Source organism: Chryseobacterium joostei (assembly GCF_003815775.1).
GTDB classification, from domain to species: Bacteria; Bacteroidota; Bacteroidia; order Flavobacteriales; family Weeksellaceae; genus Chryseobacterium; species Chryseobacterium joostei.
The window spans coordinates 2,345,530-2,363,783 of the sequence record NZ_CP033926.1 but is presented as its reverse complement, the minus strand read 5'-3'; the positions used below and the strand labels follow the sequence as shown (position 1 = coordinate 2,363,783).

At 34.5% G+C, this 18,254-nt stretch carries 15 protein-coding genes and 1 tRNA gene; 2 read left to right on the top strand and 14 right to left on the bottom strand.

Features of this window, described 5'->3' with window-relative positions; genetic code table 11:
* Nucleotides 1-27: 27 nt before the first annotated feature.
* The 8 genes from EG359_RS10800 to EG359_RS10765 form a co-directional block, all read right to left on the bottom strand.
* The gene (locus tag EG359_RS10800) at nucleotides 28-2,850 is read right to left on the bottom strand and encodes an aminopeptidase (protein ID WP_076354564.1); all 2,823 of its coding nucleotides are present in this window, start codon (nucleotides 2,848-2,850) and stop codon (nucleotides 28-30) included.
* Between the two features lie 53 nt (nucleotides 2,851-2,903).
* The gene (gene pyrF, locus EG359_RS10795; RefSeq protein ID WP_076354562.1) at nucleotides 2,904-4,283 is read right to left on the bottom strand and encodes an orotidine-5'-phosphate decarboxylase; all 1,380 of its coding nucleotides are present in this window, start codon (nucleotides 4,281-4,283) and stop codon (nucleotides 2,904-2,906) included.
* Between the two features lie 118 nt (nucleotides 4,284-4,401).
* Nucleotides 4,402-4,746 carry a YkvA family protein gene (locus EG359_RS10790; protein ID WP_076354560.1) on the bottom strand — a complete coding sequence of 115 codons (345 nt, stop codon included), beginning with the start codon at nucleotides 4,744-4,746 and terminating at the stop codon, nucleotides 4,402-4,404.
* Between the two features lie 85 nt (nucleotides 4,747-4,831).
* Nucleotides 4,832-5,371 (bottom strand): TlpA family protein disulfide reductase, encoded by a 540-nt coding sequence (locus EG359_RS10785; RefSeq protein WP_076354558.1) that lies wholly within the window; start codon nucleotides 5,369-5,371, stop codon nucleotides 4,832-4,834.
* A gap of 9 nt (nucleotides 5,372-5,380) precedes the next feature.
* A complete protein-coding gene (locus EG359_RS10780; RefSeq protein ID WP_076354556.1) occupies nucleotides 5,381-5,944 on the bottom strand; it encodes a thioredoxin family protein in 564 nt (187 codons plus the stop codon).
* Between the two features lie 17 nt (nucleotides 5,945-5,961).
* Nucleotides 5,962-7,032, bottom strand: coding sequence for a chorismate synthase (gene aroC, locus EG359_RS10775; protein ID WP_076354554.1), 1,071 nt, complete (start codon nucleotides 7,030-7,032; stop codon nucleotides 5,962-5,964).
* Nucleotides 7,033-7,082: 50 nt separating this feature from the next.
* Nucleotides 7,083-8,717 (bottom strand): LIC_10190 family membrane protein, encoded by a 1,635-nt coding sequence (locus EG359_RS10770; RefSeq protein WP_076354552.1) that lies wholly within the window; start codon nucleotides 8,715-8,717, stop codon nucleotides 7,083-7,085.
* Between the two features lie 52 nt (nucleotides 8,718-8,769).
* Complete coding sequence (locus EG359_RS10765; protein ID WP_076354550.1) at nucleotides 8,770-9,327, bottom strand: YMGG-like glycine zipper-containing protein; 558 nt, start codon at nucleotides 9,325-9,327, stop codon at nucleotides 8,770-8,772.
* A gap of 354 nt (nucleotides 9,328-9,681) precedes the next feature.
* Between EG359_RS10765 and EG359_RS10760 the strand changes: the two genes are divergently transcribed.
* Nucleotides 9,682-10,128, top strand: coding sequence for a hypothetical protein (locus EG359_RS10760; protein WP_076354548.1), 447 nt, complete (start codon nucleotides 9,682-9,684; stop codon nucleotides 10,126-10,128).
* An 823-nt stretch (nucleotides 10,129-10,951) separates the two neighbouring features.
* Here EG359_RS10760 and EG359_RS10755 read toward each other — a convergent pair.
* The 6 genes from EG359_RS10755 to thrA form a co-directional block, all read right to left on the bottom strand.
* Nucleotides 10,952-11,022: transfer RNA gene (locus EG359_RS10755), tRNA-Cys, on the bottom strand.
* 162 nt (nucleotides 11,023-11,184) lie between these two features.
* The gene (locus EG359_RS10750; protein WP_076354546.1) at nucleotides 11,185-12,549 is read right to left on the bottom strand and encodes a DUF4403 family protein; all 1,365 of its coding nucleotides are present in this window, start codon (nucleotides 12,547-12,549) and stop codon (nucleotides 11,185-11,187) included.
* Between the two features lie 35 nt (nucleotides 12,550-12,584).
* Entirely contained in the window at nucleotides 12,585-12,953 is a 369-nt protein-coding gene (folB, locus tag EG359_RS10745) for a dihydroneopterin aldolase (protein WP_076354544.1), read from the bottom strand.
* Between the two features lie 5 nt (nucleotides 12,954-12,958).
* Nucleotides 12,959-14,263: a threonine synthase gene (thrC, locus tag EG359_RS10740; protein ID WP_076355252.1), complete on the bottom strand. Its 1,305-nt coding sequence runs from the start codon at nucleotides 14,261-14,263 to the stop codon at nucleotides 12,959-12,961.
* Between the two features lie 10 nt (nucleotides 14,264-14,273).
* A complete protein-coding gene (locus EG359_RS10735) occupies nucleotides 14,274-15,203 on the bottom strand; it encodes a homoserine kinase (RefSeq protein ID WP_076354542.1) in 930 nt (309 codons plus the stop codon).
* Between the two features lie 11 nt (nucleotides 15,204-15,214).
* On the bottom strand, nucleotides 15,215-17,665 hold the full coding sequence (gene thrA / locus EG359_RS10730; protein ID WP_076354540.1) for a bifunctional aspartate kinase/homoserine dehydrogenase I: 2,451 nt from the start codon (nucleotides 17,663-17,665) through the stop codon (nucleotides 15,215-15,217).
* A gap of 334 nt (nucleotides 17,666-17,999) precedes the next feature.
* On the opposite strand from thrA, the gene EG359_RS10725 reads away from it, so the two are divergent.
* Nucleotides 18,000-18,194 (top strand): bacteriocin-like protein, encoded by a 195-nt coding sequence (locus EG359_RS10725; protein WP_076354538.1) that lies wholly within the window; start codon nucleotides 18,000-18,002, stop codon nucleotides 18,192-18,194.
* Nucleotides 18,195-18,254: the final 60 nt, after the last annotated feature.

Here is an 18,254-nt window from a genome sequence, read left to right as displayed (position 1 = left end):
ACAGCCGATATAAGCTGTTCTTTTATTTTAATACCATCCTCTTCTTGCTGCGTTGATGATTGATCCAAGATTAAGAACCAATGTATATCTGATTCGTTTTGCATAATCCTTGAATGATGGCTCAAATCCCAATGAAGACTGTATCGGGAAATAAACCTCAAGAAAATCCGGAATGATTCTTACCTTAACTCCGGTATCCCATATGAACTTTGCAGGCATATCCTTGTTTTTATATATTCCTGCATCAGCATAAACATGGAAGATTTTCCACACACTGGAATCTACATTGGCAGAAGTGATCCATTGATTAACGGTACCGGGAATAAATGACTTAAACCCTCCGTCAGCTAGTATAAACTGTTGTGAAAGAAGTCCACTGCTGGCACTTTCCCCTAAAAGATTGTAGGAAAATGTATAGTTTGAAACCCTTGAAATTCCATAATCAAACAAGTTATTTCGAGTATCGTTTCTTAGAAAATATCCGGCAAATAATCGAAGACTTAATTTTTGTTTAGGAGCAAATTCCCATCTGTAAAATCCTTCAGCAGTAATTTTATTGAAGTCTTCCATTCCCTGTGCACTCAGGCTGAAACTTTTTTCATGAATCATCTGATTGTCACTATATCCGTATCCTACGCTCCAAAGATTATATTTTTTATAGTCATCATTGGCAATCATAAGAGGACTCAAATCTCTCTCAAAATAATTATATGAAAATCCGACACTTCTACTAACCGTACTTCTTGGGTTTTTTCTAAAGTTGAAATTGGAAAATAAAGATCCTTTTCTATACGCTAATCCATAATCATAGTGAAAATAAGAACCGGAAGCTCCAAACGTGAGGCTTCTGAAAATACTTTCAGCAGGTAGAAAAGAGTAGGAGACAGCTCCGGAACCTGTCAATTTTCCGGTTCCTGTACTGTACATGGGTGTAAATGAGTACAGAAATTTTTGATCAAAAAACGATTGGTTCTTTAAATTAACTCCCAAAAGGAATTTATCATATGTATTGTTGAAACGAACCCTTGGGCTTATATAAATCTCATTGTACTCGGGATTTGGAATATCCTTTATCAGCTTAAGCTTAATCTTTTTTGTATTTGAAAATATTCCTTTTGCGTACAGGAAGTTATCCCTGTAGTTAGACTCAGGGAAAATATATCCGTTGTTTAAAGTGATCTTATAAATATTGTCTGACGCCGGAAGAGAAAAATTTTTGACTCTTTCGTTTTCTTCATTTTCAATCCAATATTCTTTTTTTTCTCCCTCCCTGGTTTCTGTTTCCAGTTTTACAGGAATTGAGGCATCTGTATTTCTTGCTATTTTGATTTGAAGAGAATCATTTTCTTTTTTAATGCGCTTCAGCTTGAAATTTACCCTGTTTTTTTGTTTGAAAAAATCTGTAAGGTAATTTGTAGACTTATCTTTTTTAGACAGTTCTTTCAAAAATTCTTCCGGATTGATCTTCTTCCCTGAATTTTGTGAAATATAACTTTTTACAAGATCATTGAATGTGGAGTCACCTATTTTATCAGCTGAATAATTGAATAGGCTTCCTGTTTCAAAACTACTGATAGCCATATCATTAAAATTACTTAATACAGCAAAGTTCTCATCAATTTTCTGATCCAGATTTTGAAGCATAATATATTGATAGGCCAGTCCATAGCGGTCCAGAAGCTTAACCTTTGAAGCATGAAATAATTTTAAAGGTTTGAGGCCAAATAACTTGGACTCTGGTAATGTGCCTAAAAGTTTTGTGTCTTTATAGAATTTATTCAGATATTGGATTTCAATATATGATTTTAAACCATTTTTAAACCAATGATCTTTCTGCTTATCTGCAATAATATTCTCGTCAAGAATTTTTTTGGTAATGATTCCAAAATAATCTAGATCGGTTTTTTCTGCATCAGTAAATAACTGAAATCTGAATTTCCAGAAAGTAATGTCATTATTCCCGAAAAAATCTTCCTTGGCTCTAAATTTATCAGAAATGAATATGCTTTCCGGGAGAAAACCTAGTTTTTCTTTCAGGAATTTTAAATGAAGAGGTAAGTAAAATTCAAGATTCTGTTTTTCTTCAGGTTTAAGATTATAACCAAATTTAACTACAGTACTACTGCCATCCACATTGGTTGTTATAGAAGGATAGGCAGTTTGGGAAATTAAGAACTCAGGATCAGAATCCAGATAGCCCTTAAAAGAATTCATTTGAACCTGAGGTAGGTTTCCTTCAATGAAATTATTGACCGGAATATCAAAATTTACAGTCCAAAAAGTATTGAAGCTTACCGGCTCCTCAATGTCATGATAGTTATTTTGAGAAATATTGTCCGGATCAAAATGATCCGGAACAATAAAGAAATATTTTAGTGCAGTGTTTTGAGAAGATGTTCCGTATCCCGTAAATTTTTTATCGGGGAGCAACATCTTGTATTGAAGCTGCAGGGTAATGCTCTCGCCAGGTTTTAATGCTTCATTCAGAGGAAGAAAAAGATTTTCATCTGAAATGGTATTGATGGGGATCTCCTGATTTTCAGAATTTTTAATATTCAGTTCCAGAAGTTTTCCCAGTTCATCATTCTTAGCAAAATGCAAATCATTGTTTCTGTCTTCCAGTTTTCTGTAGACTAAAGATGTTCCGCGCTTGTTGTAGGCGGAAACCCAATTCAGAAGTTTTACTGTATTCAGGTCTTTGTCAGAATGATTGTAATAAACAATTTCCTGATTGACTTCCAAAGATTTCCTGTCAGGAGACAGTTTAGCCTCAATATAAATACTGTCTTTCTGTGCAGAAACCTGTACAACTCCCCAAAACAAAATAAGGCAAATGCTGATCTTTTTCAAATATCCGTGATAAAGCTCAAATATAACTTATTTTGTATATACTTTATAAGATTTTAACCCTGAATTGCTTTTTTTTCCAAAGAATTAATATAAGCGTTCCAACCCTCAGTTTTATAGGTAACAGCGGATGCTTCCGGATTATCAGACTTGTAGATTCCTCTCCCTACAATAATAAAATCTGTATGCAGGGTTTTGAAAACGTGCTCCGGCGTATTATATTGCTGTCCTTTTCCATCTCCTGAGTCGGCAAGATTTACTCCTGGAGTGAATAGTAATAGTTCTTCCGGAATTTTATTCTGTGAAACTCCACCAATTACATTAGGGTGAGATAGAGCAACTTTTAATGCTTCCTCACGATAGCTGGCAGTCGTTAAAGTTCCTTTAGAAGACATTCCTACAATTGCGACTACACCTACATTATTGAAGCAGTCTAGAGATTCAAAACCTCCGATAACCTGAGACGTTACAAAATCGGCCCAGTTTGTAATCTTAAAGACTCCGCTTGTAAATTGTAATTCCTGAGTATTTCCGATGTCTGCAAATTTTCTGTCTTCCATTAATAGGAATTGGTGTCTTGCAGCAATTTCCTTTAGAGGCGTGATCGTTTTTTCGTATTCAAAATCCGAAATAATATCAATATGCGTTTTTAAAGCAACAATGTGAGGTCCTACTTTTTCAGCAAAATCTAGTAGCTCTTGAGTCGTGGTTACGTCTGCAGAAGCAATAAGGTTTGATTTTTTAGCTAAAGCAGTTTCCAGTAATTTTTTTGAAACAGAATGTTGTGCATTCTGAAGCTTTTGTTCATAAGAAGATCGAGTTTCTTCTTCAAACTGAATGTGATTCCCTTGTAGGAAATCCTGAATTCTCTTTACTTCTTCATCAGATAACTCACCAGTTTCCTGAAGAATGTCACATACTTCCGAAATATTGAAAAGAGTGTGTACTCTATATCCTTTGCTTTCTAACAGTTGCTTTCCACCTTGCTCTCTATCCAGCACCACTACAATGTCAGAAACTTTAAGATCTTCCTGCTCTATTTCGGGAATGGTTTCCAACAAAGATTTTCCTGAAGTAATTACATCTTCTACCAAAAGACAGTTTTGTCCTTTCTGGTAAATTCCCTCAATCAGCTTCTTTGTACCATAGCTTTTCGCTTCTTTTCTTTTAATAATTAATGGAATATAGCTTTCCAATGACATTGCAGTAGCCATAGGAAGGGCAGCATAAGGAACTCCACATATTAAATCGAAATTATCCAATGGAAGCATTTCCAGTAAATAATTAGCAAGATTTTTTAAGATTTTAGGATCTGAGGCTAGAGGTCTCAGGTCTACATAAAACGGACTTTCAATACCGCTTTTCAAGGTAAACCTTCCAAATTTAATGATACCTAGCTTGTAGCACTCTAAGAAGAATTCTTTTTTACTTTCCATTATTTTTTATTAGATATTGCAAATTTAAGGATTTGAAATAAGGCTCAAAAATTTATCGCTCATTTGATAAATAAAAAACCATCCTGTACCTTACAGAATGGTTTGAAAATATAATAAACTATTGTTTTAAGATTTCAGCATCAATGACTTGGGTTCCCTTATATCTTTGTTCAGCTTCCCAAAGTAAAAATTTGTCAACCTCTTTAATGAGTTTTGGAATGGTAAGTGACAACACGGCCAGATCATCCATTACTCCGAGTACCGGTATGGCAAATTCGGGAAGAAGGTCAATAGGAGAGATGACATACAGAATTCCTAACAGAGGAAGAATAATGTCAATGGATTTTATTGGATAAACTCCTTTTCTCCACAGTTTTACCATTCTGAAAATATCAGGGATCTTTTTTACAAAGCCCTTGTGACTGATAGCTTCTTTTGCAAGATTTAATTTTGAATATTTCATTTTTGTGTTTGGATTTAAATAAATTTTTCAACACTATAAATTTCACAAATCCTGTACCAACTAATTATAAAATTTAGTTAAAAAATTATTTTATGATATTGTCAATAAACTGATGCACAGACTCTGTATCCCAATCCTTGGATGCATCTTCCTTAATAAGGATTCTTCCGCTCTTATCCAACAGGAAAGTAGTAGGAAATACTTTAGGAAGAATTTTTTCAGAAATAGGGCTTTGGGCAATGTATACGGGCACTGTATAATTATTTTCCTTTAAAAATTTTCTTACATCTTCTTCCTTATCATTCATGGCGATAAGAACAAAGTCTACATTTCCTTTTCTGGAATCATACAATTTCTGAATGGATGGCCATTCTTTTCTACACGGCGGACACCACGTTCCCCAGAAGTTCAGAAAAACGGCCTTATCCTTAAAGTTTTTAAGGTTGGTACTTGGTGCATTGATTCCCTTAAGGTCAACGTCGTAGTCCTCTTCACTTACATGCACTGCATTTTCAATGGTAGCAATAGGAAAAAACTGATTTTTCAGAAAATCCTTTACTCCCGGTACAAAAGCAATGATACCAATGATGACAATTAATACAATAAAAATGATACCTTTTTTCATAAGCTGTTTTTATAGCAGATCCAAGATTTCCTGAACAGCATCCTTTCCTCTGTTCTTTGCATAGTATATCTGCAGATCGTTATAGAACGTTTCTTTTGGATATCCTTCCGGATCAGCTTTGTATTTCATTAGTAATTCATACCCATACTTCGGACGAGGTCCCCAAGAGTTTTTTACATTAAAATCCTTATCCAGAATAAGAACCTTAGGAATAGATTCTGTTCCGTTAGTTAAAAACTGATTGATTAAGCTTTTATCACTATCTCTTAGAAACACTCTGATTTCATTATGTCCTTCAAAGAATTTGAATAAAGCAGGAACTGTTGCACTGGCATCCCCACACCAAGCTTCGGAAATAACTAAAATTTTTCCGTCAAAGTTCTTGGATGCCAATTCCTTTAGCTGTTCTTCATCCGGGACATATTTTTTTACAGTTCTGTCCATTCTCTGAAGCCCAAGCTCATAGTATTGTTTATATTCAAGTTCCTGTTCGTTAGCAGGATTCTCTAATCTTTTGTTTGCTATTTGAAGATACTCTTCAAAAGAAATTCCTTGATCCCAGTAATTTTTCATTACCAAAAATATTTATATTAAAAATTATTGATGTTTCTTGTTTTATTGATCAAAAATAGATCTGCCAATACAAATGCAGCAAGACTTTCCACTACAGGAACAGCTCTTGGTACTACACATGGATCATGGCGTCCCTTACCTTCTACAATAACAGGATTTCCATCCTTATCTATACTGTCCTGAGGTCTCAAAATAGTGGCTACAGGTTTGAAGGCTACACGGAAGTAGATATCCATTCCATTGGAAATACCTCCCTGAATACCTCCTGATAAGTTAGATTTTGTGGAAAAATCAGTATTGAAAGCATCATTATGCTCTTTTCCTGTCATTTTTGCCCCACAGAATCCGCTTCCATATTCAAAACCTTTGCAGGCATTAATATTCAGCATTGCTTTTGCTAGCTCTGCCTGAAGCTTAGAAAATATAGGTTCACCTATTCCTACAGGAACATTTTTGATCACACACGTAATCGTTCCGCCGATGGTATTGCCTTCTTTTTTGATTTCCTTGATTCTTGAAATCATTTTTTCTGCCGTTTCAGCATCCGGACAACGTACATCATTGCTTTCCGTCTTAGAAAAATCTAAAGCCTGATAAGGTTTTTCGCAGAAAATATCACCTACGGAAGAAACGTAAGCGTTGATTTCAATCTCTGGTAAAAGTTGTTTGGCAAGAGCTCCAGCCACTACCCAGTTCATGGTTTCTCTTGCAGAAGATTTTCCGCCTCCGCGGTGATCCCTAAAACCAAATTTTTGGTCATACGTAAAATCAGCATGGCTCGGACGATATGCTCCTGCAATATGGTCATAATCCTTTGATTTCTGATTTTCGTTTTCAATGATAAAACCAATAGGGGTACCTGTTGTTTTTCCGTCAAAGATCCCTGAAAGAAACTTTACAGTGTCACTTTCTTTTCTTTGAGTAACAATAGCAGACTGGCCGGGTTTTCTTCGTCCCAGTTCATATTGAACCTTATCGAGATCTACCGTTAAACCTGCCGGAAAATTATTGATGATACCGCCGTAAGCCACTCCGTGACTTTCTCCAAATGTTGTAAGACTAAGAAGATTACCTAATGAATTGAACATGATACAAAATTACCTTTTTTTCTTCAGATAATAAAGTTTCTAGATTTGTTCTATTTATCAATGTTTTCGATATTATTGATCACGGTTGCAGCTTCCTTTTTTTCCTCGGGAGTTATCTTTTTCCAGATAAATCCCTTTTTCATGTCATTTTTATTAATAAGTTGAGGAAAAATTCGAGCTTTTACATCATCAAAAATGTAGCTGCTAGAGATGGCTGGAAGTGGAGTGTCAAAATTATAGGGGTAATTTTTAGAAACATTGAAATTTAAATTTCCCACTTTAAAAGTATTGAATTGATGATATTGGTAAGTAGATGGCTGATAAAGTTGTTCCTTTTTGAATCCTGCCATGAAGCTTCCCAAGCGAAAACTTGGAATAGATTGTTGAATAAAACTAGGAAAGGACAATATTGAAATAAAAAATAAACTGAGTCCGGAAAAAACAACCAAAGATTTTCTTTTATCAAAATATTCATGAAACATTACAAGGAATATTACAAAGAAAACATCGATGAAAAATCTGTACTGTGCTGAAAAAGCAAGAACGAGTATACTTTTTATCAACAGGGAAATACAGATCAGAGTGATTAGTTTCTTTTTCTTCATCCATGTAAATGCTGAAAAAATAAGTAGGCTCAAAATGAAAAAAATATTAATCACTGATTTGATGCCTTTCAGAAAGAACCAGTTTTTAATATGATCAAATGTTGAAAACCTTTGAATTTCTTCATACGAATACTGCATGTCATAGGTTTTCATAATGGCATATTGTGATGAAGTTTTCAAAACTTCAGGATTGGGCTTCCAACTAAAACCTAAGTCAACTATTGATATCGGAAATATGGGATAACCAAATGTCCATATATTTTTAATAAAGAATAAAAGTAAGATTAAACCTCCAAAAAGCAATTTTTTGAAGCTTGATTTTAAAATAATAATACTATTCAGGAAAACCAGTATTGGCAGCCAGATCATGGTAGGTTTTATGAGAAAAACAAAAACAGAAAAAGCAAAAAGGAGAGAAGTATTTTTATTTCCGGATATCATTTCATTTAAAATGATCAAAGAAAATGCAATGACGGGAAGATCAGGACTTGGCGACTGTGAAAATAATAATAAAACAGGAAGAAAGCACAGATGAATCCAGCTTTTTCGCTCAATACTATAAAGGGTATAAACGATCAGTATGATGGAGTTTATTCTTAAAAAAGGATCTGAAAAATTTGAAAATCCTGCCTGAAAAATATGCCATACAGACATTTGTCCTAAGATAAAGTCCAGATTGGAAATTCCCTTTATCAACCCATATTCTGTAAGCCATTTGATCGTTGGGATATAGTATCCGAAATGATCTAATATATAAGGATAGTATGAACCGGATAATAAAATGATTGTAGAAACAATTCCGCCTAAGGCAATGTCTTTTTTTGTCAACTGATAAAACTCTTGATAAAGTTTTTCTTTAAAAAAATAAAGTAAGCCTAATAGAACAGTTATAATTTCTACATAAATATTCAAAGGGATCAAAAATGAAGTAACAGTCCATGCCAGACTTATTCCCATTACTCCCAAAAGAATTTTACCTGAGATTCCGTAAAATAAGATTCCGAAGACTTTCTCCATTATTTTCCCTATTCCCAGTAAGACGGGAATAATGAAAATTGAAGAAAACAGGATTAGTATCATAAAAAAAGATTGCCTAAAAATAAGCAATCTTTATATGTTATTGTGAAAAAAATTATCTACGCGGTTGTACTCTTCCGTCTTTTCTATCTTGTGATCTACCAATTGTATATCCAGTAGCTCCACCTACTACACCTCCGATTACAGCACCAAGGCCTCTGTTTTTCTTAGCAATGATTGCACCGGCAGCTGCGCCACCTACGGTACCAATGATGGTTCCTTTAGCAGCCTTGCTCATCCCTTTTTTTTGGGTAGTTCCTTGTGATGTACCACTTCCGTTATCTGCATAACCTCCATTGCTTCCACCTCCGGAATTGGAATTAGAGCTTCTGTCTCGGTATACAGTTCTGGTTTCTCTTATCACCCTAGGTTTTGAATTATTGTCAGCAGAAGCCTTAGCTTTTTTGCTTTCAGAGATGCTATCTGCTTTTTTCTGAGCTTCGTATACGAGCTTTTCTTTCTCAATGGCAAGTTTTTGCTTTTCTATTTCAAGCTGTCTGGCTTGAAATTCAAGTTTTTGTACTTCCAGTGATTTTTCAGCAACTGTGTCATCTTTCTTACAGGCCGCCAATAAAAAGACGGATAAAAAACCTGTTAATACTATCTTTTTCATAATTCAAATTTTAATAAGCTTAAGTCAAAACGACTCTAGATCTATTTTATTTTCAATTATGAAGCCAAGTTTCAGTTAAAAAATGTTAAAGTTGAGATTGATACTATTAATAAGCATTAATTCCTGATAAATTTCATGTGAAACTGTAGGTTTGTTGGGAGTTTAGGCATAAAGTTTGTCAATATGTTTACGGTTTTCAAATTTGAAAATTAATCTTCTAAACGAGATTCATCATAGTTCCCTGGTATTTCCGGGGAATTTTTTGTTAGAAGTAATTGTAAAATATAGTTAATCATTAGTTTTTGTTGAATTCATTTACGATGACTACTTTTGAGTATCAAAATTACTTTTAATATGAAAAAATCAATTTTTACAGTTGCAGCTGTTGTAGGATTACTGGCTGTTACTACTTCTTTTTCTTCTACGGATGTTATTGAAGTTCAAACTAAAGTTCGTTCAGAAGTATCTCATAAAGATGCAAAAACTCAGACTTTTAAAATTCGTTATGGTCTTCTGTCAAAGAGTGGAACAAAAATTCTTTCAGGTTCAGGATTTGATTTGGGAGGTTTTATTGCAGAAAATACAGCGACTGGAGAAACTTACTATAGTAATAATGGGTATAATACAGTACTTCCGCAGTATTCTGAGGAGGATCTTCCGGCAGGAACATATGCTTTTTCAGGAATTCAGGGCCAAGGAGGCTGGGTAGGTTATGGAACGGTAGTTGCTACAGTTTCTGAGGCAAATGTAGATGCGGATGGATACATTACGATATATGTTCCAATTACTTGGGAGGAATAACTTTGTGAAAAACAAAATATTTATCTAAATTTACAATCCTCGAAATGAGGATTTTTTAATCAATATACAGTAATAGATAATTACTAGCCCTAAGATTTAAAATTTTATATAAAAAAAATAGGGTGGGTACCATACAATATTCTGTTTAGATTTATCTAGATAGATTTTTTTCATCATTTGTGTTTTTTAGGCCTCCTGAATGGGAGGTCTTTTGTTTTTTTAGGTTAGAATGAAAAAAATGCTCTTCAAAAAATGCATTTAAGTCTAATTTTGCTTTGTGAATTATTTTTTTAATTCATGAATTATATAAATTTTATATTTTTTTTAATTATTAATTATTTATTAAATTTTATTTTGTTGTGTGTTTTTTAATTTTATATAATTAAATGTTTTAATAAAATTATTATAATGTATGTTAATACGGTTGTAAAAGTAAAAAATGGAGTAAGTAGGGTTTGGGAATAAAAAGCATTTTTTTTTCAAAATTTGTAATTCTTGGCACGATTTTTCAATATACAAACGCAACTCATGTTTAATTTGAGTTTTCATGGTTATTAGTTTTTATCCTCGGAATTTCCGAGGATTTTTTTTGTTTCTATAGGTTAAACTGAAATTTGAGATTAAAAAAGAAGTATGCTTAATTATTGAAAATATTCCATAATATCAGTTTTTCTGATGAATGCTCTGTTCTCTTTTTTCTGTAAGCAATGAATTGGATTTATATGAATGGTGTTTAAAGTATAGATTACTCTTATATTTTTGAATTCGAAGAAGGATATGGGGAAATAAAAAAACCTCTAAATAAAATTTAGAGGTTTTGAAGAGGTACCTAGCGGATTCGAACCGCTGTAGATGGTGTTGCAGACCACTGCCTAGCCGCTCGGCCAAAGTACCATGTTTTACCATTTTTGAGGTGTGCAAATATAGCAAAATTTCTTTATGAACAAAAGTTTTCTTACAATTTATTTCACTCAAAAATGGTAAATTTATCTTTCTGCCTGTGTTTCAGTCGTATAATTTTTAGTGCTAATTTACCTGTATTACTAGGTTTATATTTTAAAATCCGTTGACCAGTAATTTTAGGGTAGCATTTGTATCAATGACAGCTGTAATGCCTGTGCTGTTGAGAAGTATTTTACTTGGCTTCAGATTAAATACTTTTCCACTCATCTTTAAACCTTTGTAATATTCTTTATTAAAGGCGTCCTCAATACTTTTTCTGGATGTTTCTTCCAATTCCTGTGTAGGAATTCCGTATTCCTCTTCAATCATTTTTACAATTTTCCCTTGGAATAGGAGAGAGGCTGTTTTTTGAAGAATATTCATGGTTTTTAATTTGAACTTGGTATCAGACAAAACAATTTTTCTTTTGGTTTCATCGTAAACCGGAATTCCTGAAATAACAGCAGTTCCTTTAATATACCCATCAGTCTGAGCTTCAATGATAACTCTGTTATCTACACCGTACAGCCTAATGTCCGTTACCTTTACCTTTGAATCCCTGATGTCAAATTCTTTGTTTAAGAAAGTCTTTCTGGCCATGTTGCTGGCTTCTGTAAAAGGAATATTAGCGGTGGTTTGTAAAAGAAATTTATCTGCAACGGTAGGTGAGAAGTTAAAGTTGGTAGCTGATGCCACGGGTGGAGAAGCGGTGGGTTTGCTTCCTGTGAAAGTTTCAGAGTAGATATCAATACCAAGAGTTGCATTGATCTGGTTTCCATAAAATTTTAAAGGAGTAATATTAACGCCAACCGGGCTTATCTTCAACCATGTGTTATATTCCTCAGAAATATTAAATGGCTGCAGGAAAGTATTCCACGCCATAACAGCATATTGCTGAAAGTTCAGTTGAGTAGCCATCTGCTGATCGATGGTTTTACAGAATTTCTCTTGTTGTTCCTTAAGACTTTTTTCAACAATTGGGGTAATTGGTATTTGTATTCTTCCGTAATCCAGTACAGGTTTTGTTACCCACCTGAAACCATTAGGTTGTGTAGAAGTTGTAATGGTCCAGTTATTTTTAAAAGTAACAGTGGTATTAAAGGACATAACCGTTTCGAAAGTGGTATTCTGGTAGCTGTAAACGCCCAATGTTCCAATACCTTTTTCTGCCCATATTTTTAGGGGAACTTCAATCAACAGATTTTGGCTGGTTCCTCCTACCAAACGGATCGGTCTGGTTTTCCAGACCTTTACCTTAAACTGGTCATTATTGTTGTCAGTATAAGAATCATCCTGATATACCAAATCCTTTACGGAGGCATTAATCATGTTACTCAGCTCCGAAAGAGGAATAGTTACCGGCATAGTAATACTGGATTTGATCTTTGGAAAGTTGTAATTTGCCAATTGATTATCAACACCAGATTGTCCAAAAGCATTGATGAATGCTACTAAAAATAATATTTTAACGAGTCTCAATTTTGTATTTTTTTTATAAAACGAAAATAAGAATTTTAATTTTCAGGCTTGAAGCTTTTTTCCAGTTCAATGCTGGCTCCTTTCATTTCTCCCTGCATTGGAGGAGCGGTCTTGGTTATTTTTAACTTAATATAGTCGATTTGTGGAAAACGTGTATGAATTGTTGAAATAATTCTTCCGGCTACATGTTCCAAAAGTTGAGACTTTATTTTCATTTCATGATGGATAATGTCATTAAGGTCTGCATAGCTTATGGTGTCGTTCAGGTCATCAGATCCTGCGGCTTTCCACAGATCGGTATGAAGCTCTGCATTTAAAATATAATACGTTCCAATAATGTTTTCCTCAGGCAACACTCCGTGGTAGGCATATATTTTTACATCTTCAAGATATATTTTGCTCATTGCATTTAATTTTTATCAAGCAAAAATCGTCTTAATTCTTCAAAATCTGAGTTTATTTCTACAGTTTTTTTCTCCTTTTTCATCAGGTCATTCAGAGATTCCGGAATTTCAATTTTTATTTTGATGGCTTTTTCTACAGCATCAGGGAATTTTACAGGATGAGCTGTTCCTAAAATGAATCCCTTTTTCCCTGGATTTCCATTTAGGTATTGCTCCATGGAAGCAAATGCTACTGCACTATGAGGCTCGAGAATATATTTATATTTTTTATAAACTTCTGTAATGGTATCCATGGTTTGTTTATCATTAACAGAATAACCGGATATTTTATTTTTTAATGATTCAAAGTTCTGTCCAAAAAGTTCCATGATTCTTACAAAGTTGCTGGGATCTCCTACATCCATTGCATTAGATAGAGTAGCCAAAGCTTTTTTAGGCTTAAAATTCTGAGTTTTTAAATATTCAGGAACTACCTCATTGGCATTACAGGCTGCAATAAAATGTTCTGCAGGAAGTCCCCGAAGATGAGCGAGAAGTCCTGCACATATATTTCCAAAATTTCCACTGGGAACACAGATTATCGGGGCTTCTTTTTCTGATGTTTGCCATTGTTTCAAGGCCAATAAATAATAAATCTGCTGTGGAAGCCATCTCGCAATATTAATAGAGTTGGCGGAGGTTAGAAATAATTTTTTATTGATTTCTTCATTTGCAAAAGCTTGTTTTACCATGTCTTGACAATCATCAAAGCTTCCGTTCACTTCCAATGCGAAAATATTTTCACCTAATGCTGTAAGTTGTTTTTCCTGAACCGGACTTACCCTGTTTTTAGGATAAAGAATAACGACATTAATGTCCGGAAGACCGTAAAATCCATGAGCAACAGCTCCACCCGTATCTCCGGAGGTGGCAACAAGAACTGTTACTTTTCTATCTTGATCTTTCAAAAAATAGGATAGGCAGCGGCTCATAAATCTGGCTCCAATATCCTTGAATGCCAAGGTCGGTCCATGAAAAAGCTCAAGGATTGAGATTCTGTCGCTGATCTTTTGTAAAGGAATCTCAAAGCTGACAGTTTCAGCAATGATTTCCTGTAGTATTTCTGAGGGAATTTCATCTCCAATAAAATCTTTAATGCATCGGTAGGCAATTTCCTCATCAGAATATTGATGCAGATTTTGAATAAATTCCTCTTCAAATTGCGGAATATTTTCAGGGAAAAATAATCCCTTATCTTTTCCCTGCCCTTTTATTGTTGCAGTCCTGAAATCAACTTTTTCCTGACTGTCTTTTAAATTATAGTATTTCATTTTTTTATTGTTATTCGGATTCTTCAACGATTTCAATCCCGATTGGATTTATTTTTGAAACATATACAAAGCTTTCGATACTTATTTCGTCATAAACAGACTTCATCTGGGTGGCAATTTTTTCGGCAGTTTCTCTTTTTTCGGCCAACATGAAAATTGAGGGGCCGGATCCTGAAATTCCTCCTCCCAATGCACCAAGTTGAAGACTTTTCATCTTAATTTCATCAAATTTTGGAATTAAAATACTTCGTATAGGTTCTATAATGACATCATTAAGGCTTCTGCCAATCAACGAAAAATCATTTTTTTGAATACCTGCAACCAGCCCTGCAATATTTCCCCATTGCTCAATGGCGCTTTTTAGAGAGATATTTTTCTTCAGAATCTGTCTGGAGTCTGACGTTTTTACTTCAACCTGAGGATGTACAGCGGCTACAAATAAATCAGGGGTATTCAATGGAATAATATCAATAGGATCGGTTGATTTTACCAATGTGATGCCTCCATAAATGCAAGGCGCAATATTGTCTGCATGGCGAACTCCGGATGCCAGTTCCTCCCCAAACATGGCAAAGTGAATCATTTCTTCCTTAGAAAATATATTTTCTAATAAAATATTGGCCCCCAGTGCGGCTCCGGCGGCGCTAGCCGCACTGGAGCCAAGCCCGCTTCCTGGTTTTATATGTTTATGAATAACGACTTCAAAACCTTGGGTTAAGTTCAAATGTTCCTGAATTTTCAACAGAACAATTCCTGCAACATTTTTAGAAGGTTCCTCAGGAAGTTTAAATGAGTCCTTATGCTTAATGATGATTTCCGGAGTTTCCAGTAATGTGATCTCCATTTCGTCATAAGGTTCATGTATAGCCATTCCCAGAATATCAAATCCACATACCATATTGGCTACTGTAGCCGGAATTTTTAATTTTATTTTTTTCATTTTCTATGTTTTTAAATTGAACGTATAATGTCTGCAAAAATTCCACTTGCCGTTACCTCGGCACCGGCACCGGCACCTTTTATGACCAATGGCTGTTTAGAATACCTTAAAGTTTTAAAAATAACAATGTTGTCTTTTCCATAGAGGTGAAAAAGATCACTTTCCGGGGCAACATGCTGTAAGCCTACTTTTGCTTTGCCCTCCTTGAATTCGGCAACATACTTTAATATTTTTTCCTCTTGTTTAGCATCTGAAAGTAATGCTTTGAAATGCTCTTCATATTCTGAAAGTTTTTCATAGAAATGTCCTACACTTCCCTGCATACATGCTTCAGGAAGAAAACCAATATTTTCAATTTCTTCAATTTGAAGTGGATAACCTGCTTCTCTGGCAAGGATTAAAGTTTTACGGGCCACATCTGTTCCTGATAAATCCAGTCTTGGATCAGGTTCTGTATACCCTTCTTCTTGGGCCTGTGCTACCACTTCAGAAAATGTTCTGCTTCCATCATAATTATTGAATACAAAATTTAATGTCCCGCTTAGTACAGCTTCAATGGAAGTTATTTTATCACCACTTTTAATCAGGTCATTAATGGTACCTATTACCGGAAGCCCTGCCCCTACATTGGTCTCAAAGTAGAATTTACAATTATGATTTCGGGCTGTATTCTTTAAGGTTTTATACTTTTCAAAGTCTGATGAGGCAGCAATTTTGTTGCAGGCTACAATGTTAATACTTCTTTTTAATAACTTTTCATACACTTCTGGAACATCAGAACTTGCTGTAATATCTACAAAAACAGAGTTTCTTAAATTTCGGGAGATAATTCCTGTTGCAAAATCCTGAGGTGAAGATTCTACTCCTGATTCGTGCCAATTGAGGTATTCCTGCTCGGAAATTCCCTTGTCTGAAAAGATCATTTTACGACTATTGGATAATCCTGCAATTCTTAAATTAATTAAAGAATTTTCTCTCAGGTATTGATTTTGTTCATAGATCTGCTGAATCAGCTTTGAGCCTACATTACCGGTTCCACAGATGTAAAGGTGAATTTGTTTTATCTCAGCTTCAAAAAATTCTTCATGGAGGATGTTTACAGCCTTTTTAGTATCCTTTTCTGAGATGACAATGCTGATATTTCTTTCTGAGGAACCTTGGGCAATGGTTCTTATATTGATTCCGTTGTTTCCCAGACATCCGAACATTTTTGCACTTACACCACTTTTACTTTTCATGTTTTCACCTACTATGGCAACAATGGAAAGGCCACTCTCAATTTTGACAGGGTCAATTCTCTTTAAGCTAATATCATCTGCAAATGATGAATTGATGGCGCTTTCAGCAATAGATTTATCTTTTTCATGAATAGCAAGAGTAATGGAATGTTCTGATGAACCTTGTGTAATAAGAATGATATTGATTTTCTCCTGACTAAGACATTGAAATAATTTTGCTGAAATACCGGGAATACCAACCATTCCGCTCCCTTCCAAAGTAAGCAGGGCTATATTACTCATATTTGAAACCCCTACGGCTACCTGTTGTTTTTCATTTTCCGGAATATCAAGATTGTGAGAAACCAAGGTTCCTTTTGCATTCGGGTCAAAAGTGTTTTTGATTTTCAGATCAATATTTTTCACCATCACAGGTTGAATGGATGGTGGATAAAGAACTTTTGCCCCAAAATGAGAAAGTTCCATTGCTTCATGATAGGATATTTCCGAAATGGGTTTTGCATTGGAAGCCAGACGCGGATCGGCAGTCATCATGCCACTTACATCTGTCCAGATCTGAAGTTCTTCGGCATGAATGGCAGCGGCAATAAGGGAAGCTGTATAATCTGAGCCTCCTCGTCCTAATGTTGTAGCATTGTTTTTATCATCACGGGCTATGAAACCGGGACCTATGATGATTTGGTTTGGATGGTCATTAAGATAATTCTTAATGTTATTTTCTGTAATTTCAGAATTAACTTTTGCGTTGGTAAAATTACTGTCAGTTCTGATGAGATCTGCAGAATTCATCCATATACAGTCTAGTTGCTGATATTGTAGTCTTGCAGCAATGATATGAGAAGATAGAAATTCCCCATATGATGCAATCTTATCCTTGATTCTGTCTGTAAGTTCACCCAAAACAAAAATTCCGTTGTATAGGTCTTCTATGTCATTGAAATGTTTTTTAACGAAACTTAGCCATGAGCTTTGCTCTAAAATAGGGATAAGATCTTTGACTAAGCTTAAATGTTTTTCTTCAAGGTTTTTTACAATTTGTAAATAGCTTTCATCCTTGGCAGAAGCATATTCTGCTGCTTTAATGAGTTGGTCTGTAGCTCCGTGAAGTGCTGATACTATAACGACGATCCTGTCTTGCAAGGATTCTTTTTTTATAATGTTTTCCACCAGAAGTATATTCTGAGAATTGGCGACTGATGTTCCACCGAATTTTAAAATTTTCATCAATTATTTTTTTGAGGTTAGAGAAAGTAGAATGGCTACTCTTTAAAAAAAAGAGTACAGGTCCCGAAAATAATATGTGAAAATTTACCCCTTTATGGGGTAGTCGTTGTAGTTGTGAATGTAGAAACAGAAGATATGCCTGAAATAGGTGACTTCAGGGCAGAAATATCAGATATGTTTCTTAGACAATTCATTATAGTGAAACAAATGTACAAATTATTTTTGAATAACAACTTTTTAACATAATAAATTAATAATTCCTTTTTCGGAGAAATACTTGGTGTAATTGATTAAAAATCTTACATTTATATTTAAACTATAATTAAAATTAATCATGAAAAATTCAAAAAAAATTAACAGAGAGAATCTAAAGTCCATTAATGGAGGAGGAATAAGTCATTGTAATGAGTCTTGTCCTCCGGGTCCTTATGGTCCGAATGAACCAAAATCATGTGGAGAGTTTATGGGCTTACCGGAATGTTGTAAACTAAGAGTGCTGGTAAGCATGGATTGTTTTGGCCCTTATTAATTATTGTAATCATAGAATAACATTATAAGATAGTGTTCTATATTTCTCATTAACATCAAA

Coding starts and splice junctions, on each gene's coding strand:
- pyrF (WP_076354562.1), bottom strand. CDS start 4,283: ATGGAAAGTAAAAAAGAATTCTTCTTAGAGTGCTACAAGCTAGGTATC.
- EG359_RS10790 (WP_076354560.1), bottom strand. CDS start 4,746: ATGAAATATTCAAAATTAAATCTTGCAAAAGAAGCTATCAGTCACAAG.
- EG359_RS10785 (WP_076354558.1), bottom strand. CDS start 5,371: ATGAAAAAAGGTATCATTTTTATTGTATTAATTGTCATCATTGGTATC.
- EG359_RS10780 (WP_076354556.1), bottom strand. CDS start 5,944: ATGAAAAATTACTGGGATCAAGGAATTTCTTTTGAAGAGTATCTTCAA.
- aroC (WP_076354554.1), bottom strand. CDS start 7,032: ATGTTCAATTCATTAGGTAATCTTCTTAGTCTTACAACATTTGGAGAA.
- EG359_RS10770 (WP_076354552.1), bottom strand. CDS start 8,717: ATGATACTAATCCTGTTTTCTTCAATTTTCATTATTCCCGTCTTACTG.
- EG359_RS10765 (WP_076354550.1), bottom strand. CDS start 9,327: ATGAAAAAGATAGTATTAACAGGTTTTTTATCCGTCTTTTTATTGGCG.
- EG359_RS10760 (WP_076354548.1), top strand. CDS start 9,682: ATGAAAAAATCAATTTTTACAGTTGCAGCTGTTGTAGGATTACTGGCT.
- folB (WP_076354544.1), bottom strand. CDS start 12,953: ATGAGCAAAATATATCTTGAAGATGTAAAAATATATGCCTACCACGGA.
- thrC (WP_076355252.1), bottom strand. CDS start 14,263: ATGAAATACTATAATTTAAAAGACAGTCAGGAAAAAGTTGATTTCAGG.
- EG359_RS10735 (WP_076354542.1), bottom strand. CDS start 15,203: ATGAAAAAAATAAAATTAAAAATTCCGGCTACAGTAGCCAATATGGTA.
- thrA (WP_076354540.1), bottom strand. CDS start 17,665: ATGAAAATTTTAAAATTCGGTGGAACATCAGTCGCCAATTCTCAGAAT.
- EG359_RS10725 (WP_076354538.1), top strand. CDS start 18,000: ATGAAAAATTCAAAAAAAATTAACAGAGAGAATCTAAAGTCCATTAAT.